The 18,515-nt window shown below is 64.3% G+C and carries 12 protein-coding genes and 1 pseudogene; all 13 read right to left on the reverse strand.

Annotation, left to right across the window (positions count from 1 at the left end; all coding sequences use genetic code 11):
• Positions 1–14: 14 nt before the first annotated feature.
• Positions 15–1,526, reverse strand: a pseudogene (locus tag AC6I6U_RS02730) (YdgA family protein).
• A gap of 254 nt (positions 1,527–1,780) precedes the next feature.
• The gene (locus AC6I6U_RS02735; protein WP_497880541.1) at positions 1,781–2,416 is read right to left on the reverse strand and encodes an NADH:ubiquinone oxidoreductase subunit N; all 636 of its coding nucleotides are present in this window, start codon (positions 2,414–2,416) and stop codon (positions 1,781–1,783) included.
• A 160-nt stretch (positions 2,417–2,576) separates the two neighbouring features.
• The gene (locus tag AC6I6U_RS02740; protein ID WP_497880542.1) at positions 2,577–3,227 is read right to left on the reverse strand and encodes a hypothetical protein; all 651 of its coding nucleotides are present in this window, start codon (positions 3,225–3,227) and stop codon (positions 2,577–2,579) included.
• A 69-nt stretch (positions 3,228–3,296) separates the two neighbouring features.
• Positions 3,297–4,733: an efflux transporter outer membrane subunit gene (locus AC6I6U_RS02745; RefSeq protein WP_497880543.1), complete on the reverse strand. Its 1,437-nt coding sequence runs from the start codon at positions 4,731–4,733 to the stop codon at positions 3,297–3,299.
• A complete protein-coding gene (locus AC6I6U_RS02750) occupies positions 4,730–5,644 on the reverse strand; it encodes an efflux RND transporter periplasmic adaptor subunit (protein ID WP_497880544.1) in 915 nt (304 codons plus the stop codon). The genes AC6I6U_RS02745 and AC6I6U_RS02750 overlap by 4 nt, the downstream gene beginning before the upstream one ends.
• On the reverse strand, positions 5,641–5,850 hold the full coding sequence (locus tag AC6I6U_RS02755; protein ID WP_397457700.1) for a DUF1656 domain-containing protein: 210 nt from the start codon (positions 5,848–5,850) through the stop codon (positions 5,641–5,643). The genes AC6I6U_RS02750 and AC6I6U_RS02755 overlap by 4 nt, the downstream gene beginning before the upstream one ends.
• On the reverse strand, positions 5,847–7,931 hold the full coding sequence (locus AC6I6U_RS02760; RefSeq protein ID WP_497880545.1) for an FUSC family protein: 2,085 nt from the start codon (positions 7,929–7,931) through the stop codon (positions 5,847–5,849). Before AC6I6U_RS02760 ends, AC6I6U_RS02755 begins: the two co-directional genes overlap by 4 nt.
• The gene (locus AC6I6U_RS02765; RefSeq protein ID WP_497882971.1) at positions 7,928–8,341 is read right to left on the reverse strand and encodes a MarR family winged helix-turn-helix transcriptional regulator; all 414 of its coding nucleotides are present in this window, start codon (positions 8,339–8,341) and stop codon (positions 7,928–7,930) included. The genes AC6I6U_RS02760 and AC6I6U_RS02765 overlap by 4 nt, the downstream gene beginning before the upstream one ends.
• Before the next feature lie 132 nt (positions 8,342–8,473).
• Positions 8,474–8,719 carry a DUF2789 domain-containing protein gene (locus tag AC6I6U_RS02770; RefSeq protein WP_497880546.1) on the reverse strand — a complete coding sequence of 82 codons (246 nt, stop codon included), beginning with the start codon at positions 8,717–8,719 and terminating at the stop codon, positions 8,474–8,476.
• Positions 8,720–9,115: 396 nt separating this feature from the next.
• Positions 9,116–10,063, reverse strand: coding sequence for a sulfotransferase family protein (locus AC6I6U_RS02775; protein ID WP_497880547.1), 948 nt, complete (start codon positions 10,061–10,063; stop codon positions 9,116–9,118).
• Entirely contained in the window at positions 10,051–10,797 is a 747-nt protein-coding gene (locus tag AC6I6U_RS02780) for an aspartyl/asparaginyl beta-hydroxylase domain-containing protein (protein WP_497880548.1), read from the reverse strand. Before AC6I6U_RS02780 ends, AC6I6U_RS02775 begins: the two co-directional genes overlap by 13 nt.
• 120 nt (positions 10,798–10,917) lie before the next feature.
• Positions 10,918–12,435, reverse strand: coding sequence for a TolC family protein (locus tag AC6I6U_RS02785; protein WP_497880549.1), 1,518 nt, complete (start codon positions 12,433–12,435; stop codon positions 10,918–10,920).
• 75 nt (positions 12,436–12,510) lie between these two features.
• On the reverse strand, positions 12,511–18,507 hold the full coding sequence (locus AC6I6U_RS02790; RefSeq protein ID WP_497880550.1) for an Ig-like domain-containing protein: 5,997 nt from the start codon (positions 18,505–18,507) through the stop codon (positions 12,511–12,513).
• Between the last annotated feature and the right edge of the window lie 8 nt (positions 18,508–18,515).

Raw genomic sequence — 18,515 nt, forward strand, 5'->3', positions numbered from 1 at the left:
CCACGGGGAGACGCTTACTCGGCCGCTTCGGCGCCGCCCAGGCCACCGACCTTGGACATGATCAGGTTGATGAAGTCTTCCACCGGCATTTTCTGCCCGTTGAACTCCACCTGGCCTGCGGCGTAGTGCAGCTTGGAGACGATGTCCATGCCCTCGACGGTCGCCAGTTCCGTGGACAGCGCCATGGTACCGGCCATTTCACTGGTCATCGAGGCCTGCTGGGCGATCAGCTTGGGATCGGTCTGGCCTTCGAGCTGGGCCTGCACGCCGGCGAGATCGGCGATCATCGGCTTGGACAGCGACAGCTTGGCGTCCAGCTGCGAAACCAGTTGCTTGCCCAGTTCCAGCGGCGGCAATTCGGTGGACGATGGGTTGTCCAGGTTCACCTGCAGGTTGAAGCGACTTTCGCCGTTGGCCGTCTTGAACGACAGGTTCTCCACCGCGATCTGCGGCTTGCCGGCCAGCAGCTTCTTGATGTCGGCCTGGGCCTTGATCTGCTGCTCGGGAGTCAACTCAGGCACTGCCGGCACGTCTTCGCCCTCGGCGGTGGCCTGTTGCATGTGCTTGAGCTCGGCCTGGTACACCTCGGTCAGGGAACGGACCGCCGGAATATCCAGGTTTTTCGCGCTCAGGTTGAGTTTCGCGCTGCCCACCGACTTGCCGTTGTAGCCGATGTCGCCGACGGTGTAGTCCAGGCGGCCCGACAGGACGTTGCCGTTGGCTTCCAGGAGGTCCTTCTGCTCGAAGTCCTTGATCGTCACCTCAACCGGCTTCTCGCCGTAGGTGATCTTGGCATTGCTCAGTTCCAGGGTGTTGCCACCCAGGTAGAAGCCAAAGTCGCTCCTGGTCAGGTCGCTGGCCACGGTGAAGCCGCCGAGTTCGACCGACACCGGGCCATCTTCCTCGGACTGGCCGGTGATCTTCAGGCTGTTCATGTAGCCGTTGGCCTTGATCTTCGCACTCTTCTCGGTGCCGGCCACGTTCAGGTTGAGCCCGGAAAACTTCACCGTGCTCTTGTCGTCCGGGGCGAAATCCAGCGGGATCAGTTCGATGTTGCCGTCGACCTAACGGTCATAACCCAGTGCTACCACGCCCTTGAGCGGCGCAGCGCCCTTGGCGGCGTCGAACCACTTGGCCGTCAGGTCGTTCTTCTCCAGCGCGTAGTTGCTGTTGAGCATCACTGGCGCCAGCTTGAACGACTTGAGGCGCGACCACGGCAACGGACCATGCTCGATATGGTCGACGAACAGCAGCTCGACGTCCTTGTTGTCTTCGCTGAGCTGCAGGTTCTTCAGCTTGAGCCGGTAATGCGCGGTGCTGGTGAACAGGTTGCGTTCCAGCGACAGCAGTTCGATGCTCGCGCTCGCCCCGTGGCTGTTCATGGCTGTCTTGAGCTGGTCGTTGGCATCCTGGATCGATGAGTTCAGCACCCCTTCCAGTTGATTGCCGGTGTACCACGCGCCGGCGGTGCTCAAGGCACCAACCACGACGACAAACCCTAACAGCAAGCCCGCTGATTTATTCATGAATTGACCCGATCAGATATCCGTTGTGTTGAAAAGTGCTGGTCTTCCCTGAACCCTCGACCGGGTTCGGCTCGACGGCGCCCCGAAAGCGCGCAGAGTAGCATTTGCACCAAGACGGGCGCACCTGCCGTCCCGGCATCGGCCTGTGACGCAGAAAGCAAAATGCACGGAAAGACACTCGCCGCCCGGCTGGTTCGTCGGGCAGCGGTAGGATGGACCCCAGGACGAAGCCCCGGTTCCAGGCAGGCATGCACTCAGGAGTAGTGCGTTTCCATTTCGTCCAACTGATGGTCGAAGGTCTTCAACCGCGCGCTCCAGGTGTACACCAGCACCTCGAAGTCGCGGTTGATCACCACGCCGTCGGCCGAGTCGTTGCGCGGGTCGCAGACGTCCAGTTGATAACGCTCGCGGGCCATGGCACTGGCAACGTCCGCCAACTCACGAGCATTGTTCAGCCAGTGGCGTTCGTCATAAGCCACTTCCCGGTCGAGCTTCAGGCATTGGCTCTTGAGGGTTTCCAGGCTTTTTTCCAGCGGCGTGCCGGTCAGTTCGCCCATGACCTCCTGGAACGTCCGCCCAGGCTGCCAGTAGCTGCCCCAGAAATACCGGTCGAACACGGTTTCGACCCGACGCAGGGCGACCTTGGTATCCCAGACCATGACCAGGGTCTTGCTCTGCGACAACTGTCGTTTCTTGACTTGTTGAGTCTGATAGCTGGCCCACGCCACCACCACGATGGACAGCACGGCGATCAGGGCAATGGCGCTGTCGAGAAAGACCAGCGCCTTGTCGATCTGGTGGGCGAGCATCACGCCATAGAAGTACGCCGCGGAAAGCATGACCAGGGCGACCACCGCACACCAGAAACCGGGAGCATAAGGGTTTTTCATTATTAGAATCCCCATCAGGCCACGCAGGCCGCATCAAGAGATTCACCCGAAGCCCCGAACCAACGGCGGCCAGCCGATAATTCAGAGCATAGCAAGGGACTTGGGGAGGCGGCGTAAGAGCGAAGCTCGTTCGTCCGAAGTTATTCCAGCCAGGAACAGCTCAAGCGCACACGGGAATGAGAATTTTCTGCGTATTTTCGTTGTTCGCCTCATCTTTCATGACGAACTCCAGTTCATGTCCATGGCCGGAATCGGCAGGTATCAGTACCTGGCAGCGCATGTATTTGGCAGAGGTGCGGACAACCGGAATGACCTGCCCACCCGACCGGACAAGCGCGCCATGAGGGACGCGGAAGTTGATCCCATCATCATCGACTCGGAACAGCACTTCGACTACCTGGCTGGCCTTGATCAACCGCGAATCGAGACGTAGCTCGCCCAGTCGCGGGGTATCCGAGGGGCCGGAAGGGCGTGGTGGCGTCAGATCCAGCATATTTTCAGAAGCAAAAAATCCTGGATGACGCTCCGTCATCAGCAGGTCTTCCACCTGCTCCTTAATGTGATGCCCCAGCCACTCTTGCATTTCGAGCATTCTGGTTTGCAGGTCCTGCTGATTTCTCAGCAACGCCGTGCGCAAAGCGTTCATTTCCTGAAGTTCCAGGCTCCGCTCGATCCGCTGGCTGTCCAGCGCCGAGATCGCCTCCTTCATTTCCCCGTCGCGCTTCTGGATGACATAGACGCACCAGGCGATAACACCGGAGGCAACGATGCTGATGACTGTACAAACTACCGAAAGAGTATCGGAATCCATGTTCTGCTGATTTCCTGACAGTGGCTGACAAGGCAACGATTATACGTTGCCGTCAGACCGGTTCCCGATTCACTTGCCAGCTGTTGCGGACGTGCTTTCCCAACCACCGCCCAACGCCAGGAACAAATCGATCTGGCTCATCGCCACCTGGGTGTTGGCCGAGGCCAGTTGCGCCCGCACATCAGTGTAGGTCCGGGTGGCCTGCAGGTCGGCGAGGAACGAGGCGCGGCCGGCAGTGAAGAAGCGGTGCGTCTGCTCCGCCGCCAGCTTGGCCGACTGTTCGGCATCGGCCAGGGCATCGCGACGGTCGAGTTGCGCGGTGTACTGGGCGAGGCTGGTCTGGGTTTCGCGGATGGCGTTGAGCACCACGCCGTCGAAATGCGCCAGTACGCCCTGGGTGGTCGCCTCGGCTTCGCGGATACGGGCACGGGCACCATTGGTCGGCACCGTCCAGCTGATCGCCGGGCCGAAGCCCCAGCGGTTGGTCGACGGCTCGCCGAGGTCCTTGGCGAAACCGATGGTGCCAACGGTGGCGCCGATACTGATGTTCGGGTACAGCTCGCCCGTGGCGACCCCGATACCGGCGGTCGCCGCCGCCAGCCGGCGTTCGGCCTGGCGGATGTCCGGGCGGCGCTTGAGCAGTTCGGCACCGTCGCCCACCGGCAGCAGTTGGGCGATGTGCGGCAGCTCGGCGCAATCGGCAACGCCGCCAGGCAGTTGATCGACCGGCTTGGCCAGCAACATCGACAGCCGGTACAGGCCGGCCTGGCGCGCGGCGGTGTAGCGTGGCAACTCGGCGCGCAGGGACTTGAACTGGGTTTGCGAGCGGGTGACCTGGGTTTCATCGCCACGTCCGGCGTCGCGCAGGCGTTTGGTCAGCTCGGTGCTCTGGGCCTGCAGGTCGAGGGAGTGTTCGGCGATCTCACGCTCTTCGTTGGCCGCACAGACCTGGGTGTAGGACCGCACCACGTCGGCCACCAGGGTAATCCGCGCCACATCGCCAGCCGCCTGTGTCGCATCGGCATTGGCCTTGGCCGCCTCGATCCCGCGTTGCAGGGTGCCCCACAGGTCGAACTGGTAGGAGGCGGACAGCGAGATATCGGCGACATTCGCCACCGGCACTTTCTCCGCCAGCAGGAAGGCCTGGCCGGACTCCTGCAGGCGTTGTGCGCCAGCCTTGATCCCGGCGCTGAAACCACCGGCGGCCTCGGCTTCTTCCACCTGGGCGCGGGCACGGGCCAGGCTGGCCGCAGCCACCCGCAGGTCAGTGTTGGACGCCAGCGCCTGACGCACCAGTTCGTTCAAACGCGGGTCCTGGTACAGCCGCCACCAATCCGCCGGCACCGGCGCCGACACGACATTGTCGCTCTCGCCGGCGAGCTGGCCCTGCAGGTCCTTGCGCTGCATGGCCGAATCAGCCGGCAGGTGATAATCCGGACCGACCATCGAACACGCCGACAGCATCAGGCCGAGGCCCAAGGTGGTGACCTTCGCCAGCGGTTTCATTTCGACGCCTCGGGCTGGGCTTGCGGCTTGGCCGAGGCCTTCGCGGCGTCGTCGATGATCGAGACGGTCGCCGTACGCCCCGCAATCATGCGGAAATCGGCCGGCACATCGTCGAAAGCGATGCGTACCGGAATACGCTGGGCCAGGCGCACCCAGCTGAAGGCCGGGTTGACGTTGGGCAGCAGGTTCGAGCCGCTGGTGCGGTCACGGTCCTCGATACCGGCAACGATGCTTTCGACATGGCCACGCAAGCGGGCGTTGTCGCCGATTACGCGGATGTCCACGCTTTGGCCGACATGGATGCCGTCGAGCTTGGTTTCCTCGAAGTAGCCGTCGATATGGAACGATGCGCTGTCCACCACCGACAGCACCGGCCGGCCGGCGGTGACGAATTCCCGATCACGCGGGGCACGGTCGTTGACGTAGCCGTCCACCGGGCTGCGGATCACCGAGCGGTCGAGGTTCAGTTGCGCGGTATCGACTGTCACCCGGGCCTCGGCCAGGGCCGACTCGGCGCGCGCCACCTTCGACTGGCTTTCTTCCAGTTGCTCGCCCGGTACAAGGTTGCCCAGGCCACGGTTACGCTTGTACTCGCGCTGGGCCTGGGCCAGGGTTTCCTGGCGATCGGCGACCGCCGCCTGGGCCTGGCGCAGCGCCAGCTTGAAGCGGTCCTGGTCGATGCTGAACAGCACCTGGCCGCGCTTGACCGGCTGGTTGTCGCGCACCTCGACCTGCTGGATCAGCCCGGAGACGTCCGGGGCGATCTGCACGATGTCGGCACGGATATGCCCGTCACGGGTCCAGGGGGCGAACATGTAGTACATCACCATGCGCCAGATCACGAGACAGGCGAAGGCCACCACGAGCAAGGTCAGGACCACGCGGCCAATGGTCAAAATAGGTTTTTTCATGTCATCAGGTATCGACTGAACGAATCCACAACGCCCAGCAACAAAGCGTAGAGACCGACGTTGAACAATGCCCGGTGCCAGACCAGGCGGTAGAAGTGGACGCGCGTCAACAACCCGTGCACCACGAGGTACAAGCCATAGGTGATGCCCATCAGCACCAGCAGCGTGGGCAGGAACACCCCGCTGATATCCACGTCACCGATCATAACGGCACTCCATTGATCCCATACGGGACGTTGTCCGACTGGTCGCCGCTATTGACGAACTCCACGCCGGGCAACAGCGCCAGGCGCAAACCGCTCAGGGCGTGCAGCAGGTGCAGGCGGGTTTCACCGTCGTCCAGCTCCTGGGAACCCAGGGCCCGACGCGTGCGGTCCAGCGTCATCAGCAAGGGCGCCGGGGCAGGCAGGCGCTCGCGGGCCTTGAGGCAGGCCCGAAAGTACTCGCCGACTTCTTCCACCACCTGCTTGAGCAACACGTTGCCCACGCCCTGTACCCGCGGGGTGTAGGCCAACAGGTCGAGCAGGTTCAGTGCCACGCGCAACTCGCGCAGGGCAGCGCCGGTGTCCTGGCCGGTCATGGCCAGGCGCGGCAGGTGCTGCATCAACCGGTCGAGCATGCGCACGCCCATCTGCCGGTGTTCGGCCAGGGTGGCCGGCTCGGTGAGGCGGACGATGTCTCGCCAACTGAAGCGAGTCAGGCGCTTGCTCGCCAGCTCGGCGCCAAAGGGCCGGACCACCAGGGTCCAGACGAAGGCGAAGAGCAGGCCCACCGGTCCCGCCAGGTTGGCGTTGGCGAAGTTCAGGAAATCCGCATCGTAGGCCCCGGAAATGCTGATGAAGGACGAGGTGTTGACGATCGTCAGCAAGGTGCCGAGGTAGAACGCCGGCTGTAGCGTCAGGGTGCCGACGCAAATGAATGGTACGGCGAACGCCAGCACCAGCATCGGGAAATCGTGCAGGTTGGGCAGCACCACGAACAGGTAGAGGCTGGCGAAGATCACCGACATCGCGGTCCAGAAGAAGAACCGGTAGATCTGCGGCGCGGGGTCATCCATAGCGGCGAAGAAACTGCAGGCCACCGCAGCGAGGATCACTGCACTGGCTCCGTCGCTCCAGCCGGTCAGAATCCACAGCACCGAGGCGACGGCAATCGCCAGCACGGTGGAACCGGCCGAATAGAGCATCAGGCCACGGTCGATGAACGGCGACAGCCGAGCCAGCCGCCAGTGCCGGTAGACCGCGCGCCAGCTGTCCTGGCTGTCGCACTGGATGGCGTCCTGCAGGCTGCGCAGGTCCTGCCACAGGTCGATCCACTCGCCGAGGCGATAGAGCGCGTTGGAGAGCAGCAGTTGCCGGCGATCATCAAGTTCGACGGCGCTCGGCTGCAGGCTGTCGACCTGGTCACGCAGGGCTTGCCAGTGTTCGTGCGGTGCACCCTGGGCGGTGCTGTCCAGCCAGGCCTGGGTCGCCGCCAGCAATGGCTGGAAACGCGCGACCAATTCCGGCGTGCGGCGCTCCAGGGCGTACAGCGCGTCGTCCAGGGCGTCGACAACCGGCAGCAGGTGGATCATCCGCCCGCGCAGTTCCTTGGCGTTGCGCACGGTCTGCGGCCGGGCCCCTTCGTGGCTCAACTGGCCGATCATCAGTTCCAGGCTATTGAAGGTCGCGACCATGGCCGAGCGCAGGGCGCTGATTTCATCGGTCTGCACGTTGCGTGAAAGAAATTTCTGGCTGTAGCTGGAGGCCGAGACAAACCACTTGCCGGTGGCATCGAGCAGCACCGGCGCCAATCGGCGTGGCCAGAACATGCTGCCGACCACCGCAGCGACGACGATGCCGAGAAAGATCTCTTCGGTCCGCGACACGGCGATGTCGAACACCATCAACGGGTTGTCCACCACCGGCAGGGCGATCATCGGCATGGTGTAGCCGGCCAGCATCAGTGCATAGCTGTTGGCGGTGCGCAGGTGCAGCGAAAGGAACAGCAGGGTGCCGGTCCAGAGCGCGACCACCACGGCCAGCAGGAACGGTGTCTGCACGAACAGCGGCACGAACAGTACCGCCGCCGCCGCGCCGAGGAAGGTCCCGACCGCGCGGTACAGCGCCTTGGAGCTGGTGGGGCCGACGAAGGGGCTGGAAACGATGTACACCGTCGCCATCGCCCAATAGGGCCGCGGCATTTCCATGATCAGCGCGATATACAGCGCAATCATCGACGCCGCGAAGGTCCGCACGCCGTAGAACCAGTCGCGGGCCGGCGGCATGCCTGTCCAGAAACCGTTCAAGAGTCAGCCACTCCGGACGCATGCCCGGCAGCCTCGAAGGCGCGGATCACCCGCAACGAGGCTTCCAGGTCGGCCAGGGGAAGACCGCCCAGCACCTCATGACGCAGGCGAACCAGTTGCTTTTCGATGTCATGGAACAGGCCCTGGCCGATGTCGGTCAGGCCGAGGGTCTTGGCCCGGCGGTCGCTGGGGTCCTCGGTGCGCTGTACATAGCCGGCGCCGCACAGTTGATCGAGCAGGCGCACCAGCGACGGGCTCTCCATCCCGGCGATCTGCGCCACGGTCACCTGCCGCACGCCCGGGCCCATGCGGCCGATGATCAGCAGCGGCATGGCGCAGGCCTCGGAGATACCGTAGTTGGCCAGCGTGGTCTGGCAGACCCGCCGCCAATGGCGCGAGGCGAGCACCATACCGGTGCAGATGCTCTGCTGGAGCTGTTCGAGATGCTTGGACACAGGAGGATTCGCATAATGTTAGTTTGCTAACTATCAATATCGCGCATCGATCAGGATTTCGTCAAGCCTTGAAACAAATTTGTGATTTCAGCCGCTTCGACCTTTCCTCAGCAGCACATTCAATTGGTCGATCACCTCGGCCCAATCGGCATCTTTCAGCACTTCGTTGCGCAAAAAATCAGCCTGGGCCTTGCTCCAGAAAAACGCATCGGCCAGGTGCAGTTCCGGCTTGAGCGGCGAATGGCTGGCGATGAATTGGTCGATGCTCACCGCGTCGCTGGGCAGGCCCAGTTGCTCGAACAGGGAGGTAAGGCTGTGGGTCGGGGAATCCATGGAAATCTCCAGTCGGTGAAAGATCGGGGCACGACATGCGACATGCCCGCCCCCACCAATGGATGGGAGGAGGAACGCAAAGGTTCAGCGGCATGTTCGAGCAGCCGGGGATGGCTCTGCGGCCAGCCATGAATATGAGTCTAGGCTGTCCGGCGCCGGGTGCATCTGAAACCAGGTGGGAGTCCGTGCGCTTGTGTCCTTGAGCGGACTTTTCACGGCTGTTCAGTGACAGGAGGGTGGCGAGTGGGCTTGTCGGGACGCCGCACCGCCACGCTGGGGCGCGTAGCGGCCCTGAAGGCGACGCGTTCTGCCAGGAAGATGGCATCAGAAGGGTTTACGGCTGCCATGCAGCCGAGCGCGGGCAAGCCCGCTCGCCACAGGCAGGCCGTGTAGTCGCTACCGGGGAGAACTGGCCTGGCGCAGGCGCTCCAGGGCCTGGTACGGGGCGTCGGCCCAGAAGCAGACGCGCTCCTTGAGCCGCTCGGAGGCTTCCCGGTGCTTGTCCTGGCTGTCGGGCACGAAAGCCTGATCGGGTTGCTTGGCATGTCGCCCGGTCGCAGCGAACGCCTGGCGGCGCTCCTGGGCGTCGAGCCCGAAGAACTCACCGAGGCGTCCTTCCAGGGCCAGCGGCAGTTCCCGGTAGTTGACCGGCAGCCCGCCAAACACCTGGCAGTGCTGCGCCGCCAATTCGAACAGCCGCCCCAGGCGCGCGGCGATGTAGTCCTCGCGTGAGTCATCCTGGCCGGGTGTGTCCAGGCAGCTTTCGCCAATCATCCCCGGCACCATGTGCATGCCCGCCCGGCGCCAGTGGGAAACGGCGATTTCCAACGGGTCGCGGTACACGAACAACCAGGGCGTCTCGGGGAAGCATTCGCGCAGCAGCGGCAACTCGCCGATGTTCCAGGCATCGAGCTTGATCACCAGCGCCCGCTCGTCACCCCGCCGGCGTTGGCCATAGGCCGCCAGCAGGCCACGTAAAGCCGCCCGGCACTCCTCGGGTTCGAGCCCACTGCGCAACAGGCTGTCCAGTGGCGGCGGTTCGCTGATGACGATGTGATCGTCAAGCTGCGCCAGCATCTGACTGAGCAAGGTCGAGCCGCAGCGCGAGGCATGGTAGATGAAGGCCGTCGGCGCGACCGCCGGCAAGCGCCATTCGCTGAGCGTTGCCAGCGGGGTTTCCCGACGAAACGCCTGGTTGAACGGCAGCCGCAAGGCTTCGTCCACCGCATCGCGAAAGAACGACTGCACCAGCCGGCGCTGGCCAAACCAGCACCAGTCCACCCGCCAGTCGTCGGTCTGCTGCTGCCAGAGACGGATCGGCAACCAGTCGTTCAGAAGTGCCATTGCTGGCTCCAGGCATTGCGGCCCTGGCGCATTGCCGCCCGCAGATCCTCGCGCGCGAAGTGCAGGCCACGCTCGGCCGCCACTGCCAGGGTACGGGCAATGAAGGCTTCGCTGTCGTCCAGGCCCTGCAGGATTTCACACAGCGCCGGCTCGCTCTCCAGCAGGCGGCGAAACCGGGCCAGATTTTCCGCCGCCCGCCCCACGCCCGCTGGCGGAGTGATCGATACGCCGGCAGTGATCTGCTCCAGTAGCCAGGCCCCGGGCCGACAATCGAGCACCAGGTGAATGCGTTCACTCTCGCCCCAGTTGTCGACGCTATGGGGCCGGGCCAGGTCGAGAAACCAGAACTCACCGGCCTGCATCGGAATACGTTGTCCATCGAGCATGAAGTCCACGCCAGGCGGGCTGAGCAGCGGAATGTGCAGGCGCAGGTCCGCCTCCGGCACACCCAGGTCGTAGTCGCGATGCTCGTGAATCCGCCCTCCCGGCCCCAGGCGCAGCAACCGCGCCGAGCGAATCGACAACGGCAGGTCGAGGGCACTCGCCCAGGCCGCATCCCGCAACCAGGGATCGCGTTCGACGGCGGCCCCCGTCCCGTGGACCAGTTCGCCCAGCGCATCGGCCGGCGAAATCAGTGCCACGCCACTCCAGTCACCGTCGTAGTAGGCGGTATTGAAGTGGGCCTTCCAGGCGTGTTCGGGAATACGCGAAAGCGCCTGCAGCAACAGTGGCATGGCCACTTTGACCGGCAGACGGGAAAAGACCGGCAGGCTCAGGAAACGCCTCCAGCGCGATGACCATGGTGGCCCTCGCACAGGAGACGACGGATGCCCGCCAGGATCACCGCTGGCACGTTACTGCTGCGGTTTGGCATTGGACACAGGCGTGCTGATATTCCCTGCCGCCCACTGCGATTCCCGCGTGGCCAGGGCCCCGGCGATCGCCTGGACCTTGGTCGAGGACACCTCCGCTGGCAGCGGGTCCAGGCCGGCACTGGCGAAGATCTGGCCGTAGGCGTTGCGCAGGTCGGCGTAGGCCAGGTCGCGACGCAGGTCGGCCTGCAGGTTGTTCAGCTCGCCCTGGATCAGCTCCAGCTCGCCGATGCCGGCCGCCTGGTGACGGTTACGCAGTTGGCCGACGATCTGCCCGTCGATGCTGGACAGTTTCTGGCTGGTCTTGAACTGGCGCAGTGCCTCGCGGTAGTTGGCGTTGGCTACGTAGAGCTGGGCCAGCACGGCGATGGACATCGCCTGGCGCCGGGCACCGGCCACTTCCTCGCCGGCCTTGGCCACGTCGATGGCGGCCGGGGCGGAGATCACGTTGAACAGGTTCCAGGTGACCTTGACGCCATAGTCGGCCCACTTGTCGTTGACCAGGAACGAGTTGCTGTCGTAGTGCCCGCCGGCCGAGAACTCCAGGCCTGGCAGCAGGCGCAGCATGGCCTTGCGGGTTTCGTTGGCGCTGATGCGGGTCTGGTAGTCCTGCTCGCGCAACTCGGGACGACTGGCCAGGGCTTCCTGCTCGAGCTTGGCCATGTCGACCTTGAGTTCGGGAATCGGATAGTCGTCGGTGGTCGCCAGGGTCAGGTTGGTGCCCAGCGGCAGGTTGATCAGGGTAGCCAGTTCAGTCTTGGCCAGGGTCAGCGCCCTGCGCTGCTCTTCCAACTGGCGGGTCGCCTCGATCAACGCGCGCTGGTAGCCCAGGGCCTGGATCGGGTCGCCGATGCGCTGGTCGCTCATCTGCTGGCTGTTGTTCTGCGCCGCCTCGACACGCGCCATCAGGCTGTCGATCTGCTTGAGCAGGCGCTCGGCCGCCACCGCCCGCCAATAGGCCGAACGCACGTCCTGGACGATGGTGTTGATCACCTTGCGCCGACGCTCCTGGACGATCAGGCGCTGGTCACCCTGCTGCTTGGCGTTGATGTAGCTGACGCCGAAGTCGAGCACGTTCCAGACCATGGTCAGGTCGGCGACGTTACGGTCACGGTCCTGTGAGGTCGATGGCAACAGGGAGGTCTCACCTGTGTTCACATTACGGCTACTGGACGCGCTGACGTTGTTACGCCCGGCATAACCAGCCGACAGCGCCATGCGCGGCAGCATGTCGAAACTGGCGAGGTCCAACTGGCGCTTGGCCAGGGCCTCCTCCATGATCTTCAGGCGGCCTTCGAGGTTGTACTTCACCGCGCGAGCCATGGCTTCGTGCAGGGTCAGCGGGCCGTTGAGCGGCTCCTGATCCTTGTACATGTTCTGCAGATCGGTTTTGGCGCGCTGCTCGCTGACGCTGCGATCGATCGGTTGGCTGGTGACGGCACAACCGCTGACTACCAGCGCCAGCAGGCTGACGCTGAACAACTTCTGACTTCTTCTCATCCCTAGCATCGCCCCTGACTGCTGTTTTTTTCTTTATAGGCGCCGACTCATGTCGGCGCGGATTGCCGATATCGTTCAGGCCGGTATTTCGCTGACACCGACTTCTTTAAACGCCCAGGCCAGCTCATGCAGTTGTTTCTGCTCGCTGTCCTTGAGTTGCTGCAACTGCTGGCCGAGGGTCGGCGCACCGAATATCCCCTGCAGGCCCTTGGAGGGATCGCCCAGACTCTTGCTGCCCTGGCGCTCGAAAGCCTTGGCACCACTGGCGTCGCCAGTCGACGACTCGCGATTGAACAGACCCGACAGGGTGCTGCTGCCGAAGACCCCGCCATCGCCACCGCCGAAGCCGAGGAAGCCGTTGCCAGTGCCGTTGCCACCGCTATCGCTGGAGCTGAAGACCTGAGCGATGAAGCTCGGGGCCAGTGCACCGTTGTTGATGAAGATGCTTCCAGTCGGCGGCAGCCCGCCGCCCATGTCTCTCTGCTCGAACAGCGGCGGGAAGCCCAGTGGCGAACCGAGGTTGCCGGTGGGAGGCCCGAAGACATTCGGCTGCAACGGTTGGTTCGGCAGGCTGATGAGCGGGCCGGTCGGGCCGCTGACGCGGAACTCCGGATCGCCGCCCAGCGATACCGTGGTAATCGCGTAGTTGTTCGAATTGGCGAAACCGACGCCGGCGTTACCGGCCAGGTCGGTGACCAGGCTGGTATCGAGGGTGATGAAGTTGCTCGGATCGGTGATATTTGCCGTCGGCGTCAGGGTCGCGGTCCAGGTCTTGCCGCCATCGCTGCTGGACAGGTTGGACAGCGTACCGTTGGCGACGCTGAGGTCGTCCAGGTTGAAGCCGGTGACCTTCTCGCTGAAGGTGAAGGTCACGGTGGTGCTCTGGCCGGCGGTCAGGTTCGGGTTGGCGACCACGATGGTCGCGGTCGGCCGGTCGGCGTCAACGCCATAGTTGTTGGAGATGGCGATCCCCGCGCCGGAGTTGCCGGCACTGTCGGTGACCAGGCTGGTATCGAGCACGATCAGGTTGGTGGGGTCGGTGATCGCCGCGGTGGGCGTCAGGGTCGCGGTCCAGGTCTTGCCACCGTCGCTGCTGGCCAGGTTGGACAGGGTGCCATTGGCCACGCTCAGATCCGACAGATCGAAGCCAGTGACCGCCTCGCTGAAGGTGATGGTGACCGTGGTGGTCTGGCCGATACCCAGGTTGGGGTTCGCCACAGAAATGGTCGCGCCCGGACGCTGCGTATCGATACTGTAGTTGTTGGACGTGGTAGTACCGCTGCCCGTGTTGCCCGAGGCATTCTGCACACCGGTGTTATCCAGCACGATCACGTTGCTGGTATCGGTGATGTTGCTGGTCGGCGTGAAGGTCGCGGTCCAGGTGATACCGCCGTCGCTGCTGCTCACTGCGCTCAGGGTACCGTTGGCGATGCTCAGATCGGCATTGCTGAAGCCGCTCACCGCCTCACTGAAGGTGATGGTCACCTGCGAGGTAGCCCCGACATTCAGCGCCGGGCTGGCCACCACGATGGTCGCAGTCGGACGCACGGTGTCGATGGTGAAGTTGCCCGAATTGGTCACACCAGTGCCGGTATTGCCCGCCAGGTCGGTGTAACCGGTGTTGTTCAGGCTGATCAGGTTGCTGGTGTCGTGAACATTGCTGTTCGGGGTGAAGGTCGCGGTCCAGGTCACGCCACCATCGCTGCTGCTCACCGCGCTCAAGGTACCGTTGGGCACGCTCAGGTCACTGTTGTCGAAGCCGGTGACTGCCTCGCTGAAAGTGATGGTCACGGTGGTGGTCTGGCCGGCGGCCAGGGTCGTGGAGGCCATCACGATGGTCGCGGTCGGCCGCTGGCTGTCGACGGCATAGGCGTTCGAGTCGGTGGTACCGGTGCCGGCGTTGCCGGCGACGTCGGTCACGCCAGTATTGTCCAGGACGATGTGGTTATTGGCCTGGTTGATACCCGCCGCAGGTGTCAGGGTGGCGGTCCAGGTAATGTTGTCGCTGGTGGTCAGGTTGCTCAGGGTCCCATTGCCGGCGGTCAGGTCGGCCAGGCTGAAACCGGTCACCGCCTCACTGAAGGTGATGGTGACCAGGGACGAGCCACCGACACCCAGGTGACCGTTCGCCACCACCACGGTCGCGGTCGGGCGCTGGGTGTCGATCACGTAGTTGTTGGACGTAGTGAGGCCCGTGCCGGCGTTGCCCGACGAGGTCGCGTTGACACCGCTGTTGTCCAGGGTGATGTGGTTGGCCGCGTTGCTGATGTTGCCGGCCGGGGTGAAGGTCGCCGTCCAGGTGATCCCGCCGTCGGCGCTGCTCACCGCACTGAGGGTACCGCCCACCACCGTCAGGTCGGCGTTGGTAAAGCCGGACACCGCCTGGCTGAAGGTGATGGTCACCTGCGAGGTGTCGCCGATCTTCAGCGCCGGGTTGGCCACCACGATGGTCGCGGTGGGGCGAACGGTGTCGATGGTGTAGTTTACCGAACCGGTGGTACCGGCACCGCTGTTGCCGGCGATGTCGAAGACCCCGGTATTGGCCAGGGTGATGACGTTGGTCCCGCTGCTGGTGTTGGCGTTCGGGGTGAAGGTCGCGGTCCAGGTGATGCCGCCGTCGCTGCTGCTCAGGTTGCTCAAGGTGCCGTTGCCGGCATTCAAGTCGCCCAGGGTGAAACCGGTCACCGCTTCGCTGAAGGTGATGGTCACCTGCGAGGTCTCGCCGGCGCTCAGGGTCGAGTCCGACATGACGATGGTGGCGGTCGGACGCTGGGTGTCGATGGCGTAGTTGTTCGACACGCTGGTGCCGGTCCCGGCATTGCCCGCCGTGTCGGTGTAGCCGGTATTGTCCAGGGTGATGACGTTGCTGGCGTTGGTGATGTTCGAAGTCGGGGTGAAGGTCGCCGTCCAGGTGAGACCGCCGTCGCTGCTGCTCACTGCGCTCAAGGAACCGCCGCCCACCGTCAGGTCGGCGTTGCTGAAACCGGTCACCGCCTCGCTGAAGGTGATGGTCACCTGCGCGGTCTGGCCGATGATCAGCGAACTCTTGTCGATGGCCACGGTCGCGGTGGGCCGCACGCCATCGATGCCATAGTTGTTGGACGTGGTGGTGCCGCTGCCGGCGTTGCCTGCCCCGTCCGACACGCCCGTGTTGTCGAGAATGACGTGGTTGCTGGCGCTGTCGATGCCCGCGGTCGGGGTGAAGGTGGCAGTCCAGGTGACGCCACCGTCGCTGCTGCTCACCGCGCTCAGGGTGCCGTTGCTTACCGTCAGGTCATCGTTGGTGAAGCCGCTCACCGCTTCGCTGAAGGTGATGGTCACCTGCGAAGTCTGGCCGATGCCGATGTTCGGGTTGGCGAACACGATGGTCGCGGTCGGCCGTTGGGTGTCGACCGAGTAGGCATTGGAGTTGGTGGTGCCGGTGCCGGCGTTGCCCACCAGGTCGGTGACCCCGGCATTGGTCAGGGTGACCAAATCGCCGCTGTGGGTGACACCGTTGGTCGGGGTCAGGGTCGCGGTCCAGGTGATGTTGTCGCTGGTGGTCAGGTTGCTCAGGGTGCCGTCCTGGGCATTCATGTCGGCCAGGGTGAAATTGGTCACTGCCTCGCTGAAGGTGATGGTCACCAGGGAAGTGCCGCCAATGTTCAGGGCGTTGTTGCTGACCACGATGCTCGCGGTCGGCCGCTGGGTATCGACGAAGTAGGTGTTGGACAAGGCCACACCGGCGCCGGTGTTCCCCGAGGCATCGGTGTAGAGGCTGTTGTCCAGGACGATGACGTTGCTGTTGCTGGTAATACCGGCGGTCGGCGTCAGCGTGGCGGTCCAGTGGATGTTGTCACTGGTGGTCAGGTTGCTCAGGGTGCCACCGGACGCCGTCATGTCGGCCAGGCTGAAACCGCTCACCGCCTCGCTGAAGGTGATGTTCACCGTCGAGGTGTTGTTGGTGGTCAGCGTGGCGCTGGCGACCGTGATCGTCGCGGTTGGCCGTACGGTATCGACCGAGTAACTGTTGGACATGGTGGTACCCGTCCCCGCCGCGCCGCTCGAAGCGCTGTTGACGCCGGTATTGTCCAGGGTGATGACGTTGCTGGCGCTGGTGATGCTTGAATTCGGCGTGAAGGTCGCGGTCCAGGTGGTGCCACCATCACTGGTACTCACGGCGCTCAGGGTACCGTTGGCGACCGTCAGGTCGGCGTTGCTGAAGTTGGTCACCGCCTGGTTGAAGGTGATGGTCACCAGCGAAGTGCTGCCGATGCGTTGGGTCGTGTTGCTGACCACGATGGTTGCGGTCGGTGCCGGGTTGTAGGCGGTGTTCAGGAAACCACCGTCGTTGTAGATACCGTCCACCGACGAAGGGCTGCTCGCCGTAACGCCCCCCGGTCCCTTGCCCCCGACACCGCTGGCCCCAACGTTGCCGCCATTGCCCAGCGCGGTGAAGTTGGCCGCGGTGATCAGCAGGGTACCCCGGTTCCAGATCGCCCCGACGCCCTTGCCGCCCGCGCCACCCGGATCGGAAGAAGCGCCCGCACCACTGCCGCCACCGCCACCGCCGCCGCCGCCCGCTGCAATGTTGCTGGAGATGACCGAGTTACCGACGATGGTCAGGGTACCCGTGGTGCCGTTATAGATGCCGCCGCTGGCTGCGGCCCCGGCACGTCCGGTGCTGTCCCAACCGGAACCGCCACCACCGCCACCGATGGACAGGCCGCCGCTGCTCGCCGTGCCACCACCGCCACCATTGCTGTAGCCAAAGGCGCCCTGGGCTCCTGCACCACCGGTGCTGCTGCCGCCACGACCACCCATGACGGTCAGGTTGTAGCCACCGCCGTTGCCGCCGGTGTTGGCCGTGCCGTTTTTACCGGCGTAATAGCCCTGGCCGTTGCCGGCGTCACCGCCACGGCCACCGACCTGCCCGCCAAGAGCCCCGCCACCGCCGCCACCACCGCCCACGGTGCCGCCCCTGACACCGCCGCCGCCACCGCCGCCGGAAGCGGCGTTGGCAGTCACCGTGACGTTGTTGAGGGTCAGGTTGCCAAGGTTGACGATGCCGCCCCCCAGAGACGCGGAGGCGTCCGAGCCGGCGTTGGCGCCCTGGCCGACGGCCAGGCCCTTGGTGATGACCAGGCCGTCGAGGGTCGCGGTGACCCCGCCATTGACCTTGAGCACCTGGGTCTTGTACTGGCCGCTGATGGTCACATCGGCGACACCGTCGTTGTTCAAGTCGCCATCAACCGTAAGATTCTTGGTGATCACCAGTTGGGTGTTCAGGTTGACGGTCATGCCGGAGTTGAAGGTGACGATATCGCCGGCCACCGCATCGCTCAGCGCCTGGCGCAGTGAGCCGGCGCCCGTGTCGTTGCTGTTGGTCACGGTGATGGTCGCCAGGCCGTACTGGTAGGCGGCCATGGCATCGGCCGAGAGCACGTTGTGGCTTTCGATGCTGCCGGTGGCGATTTCCAGGGTCCAGTCGCCACCCAGGCCGGTGCGATTGGTGGACGCGGCGATATCGCGCCCGGTGTATTGCGCCAGGGAGTCGACGAAGCTGATGCCCTTGTCGCCGGCGGCCGTGTTGCAGGCGTAGATCAGGATGTCGCCGCCGACGTTCATGTCGCTGCCGATGCGCGCCAGCACGTCGGCCCGCGCCGAAACGTTGTCGGCCGACAGGTAGGTGTTGCCCAGCCACAGGTCGCCGGCGTTGCCGTGGGCAATGATTTCCACGGTGCTGATGCCCTGGTGGGTATCCAGGTAGTCGGCGATCTGCTGCAGGCCATCCTTGCTGGCGTCGAGCATTACAACCTGGGTGCCGGGGGCGACGCCCTTGAGCAGGCTGTCGAAGTCCTTGACCCGCGAGTCGACGAACACCACCGACTGGCCGGGCACCGCCGTTGGCGAGGCGGCCGGGGTGGCATCGGACTGTGCGTGGGTATCGCTGCTGGCCGGCGCATGGTCGCTGGTCGGTGCCTTCGCCGCGTCGGTGGTGGCAGTGGCGTGATCGGTCGGTTGCGCGGCCTCGGCCACGGTCGCCGCCACGGCACCGTCGAACAGCATGCGGGGTTCAAGAGGGATGATCATGGGTGAAA

Source organism: Pseudomonas sp. UTLPPB19802 (assembly GCF_059730225.1).

Excerpts from the sequence above, each read along its gene's own strand:
- AC6I6U_RS02735 (WP_497880541.1), bottom strand. The coding sequence starts at position 2,416 with ATGAAAAACCCTTATGCTCCCGGTTTCTGGTGTGCGGTGGTCGCCCTG.
- AC6I6U_RS02740 (WP_497880542.1), bottom strand. The coding sequence starts at position 3,227 with ATGGATTCCGATACTCTTTCGGTAGTTTGTACAGTCATCAGCATCGTT.
- AC6I6U_RS02745 (WP_497880543.1), bottom strand. The coding sequence starts at position 4,733 with ATGAAACCGCTGGCGAAGGTCACCACCTTGGGCCTCGGCCTGATGCTG.
- AC6I6U_RS02750 (WP_497880544.1), bottom strand. The coding sequence starts at position 5,644 with ATGAAAAAACCTATTTTGACCATTGGCCGCGTGGTCCTGACCTTGCTC.
- AC6I6U_RS02755 (WP_397457700.1), bottom strand. The coding sequence starts at position 5,850 with ATGATCGGTGACGTGGATATCAGCGGGGTGTTCCTGCCCACGCTGCTG.
- AC6I6U_RS02765 (WP_497882971.1), bottom strand. The coding sequence starts at position 8,341 with ATGGTGCTCGCCTCGCGCCATTGGCGGCGGGTCTGCCAGACCACGCTG.
- AC6I6U_RS02770 (WP_497880546.1), bottom strand. The coding sequence starts at position 8,719 with ATGGATTCCCCGACCCACAGCCTTACCTCCCTGTTCGAGCAACTGGGC.
- AC6I6U_RS02775 (WP_497880547.1), bottom strand. The coding sequence starts at position 10,063 with ATGGCACTTCTGAACGACTGGTTGCCGATCCGTCTCTGGCAGCAGCAG.
- AC6I6U_RS02780 (WP_497880548.1), bottom strand. The coding sequence starts at position 10,797 with ATGCCACTGTTGCTGCAGGCGCTTTCGCGTATTCCCGAACACGCCTGG.
- AC6I6U_RS02785 (WP_497880549.1), bottom strand. The coding sequence starts at position 12,435 with ATGAGAAGAAGTCAGAAGTTGTTCAGCGTCAGCCTGCTGGCGCTGGTA.
- AC6I6U_RS02790 (WP_497880550.1), bottom strand. The coding sequence starts at position 18,507 with ATGATCATCCCTCTTGAACCCCGCATGCTGTTCGACGGTGCCGTGGCG.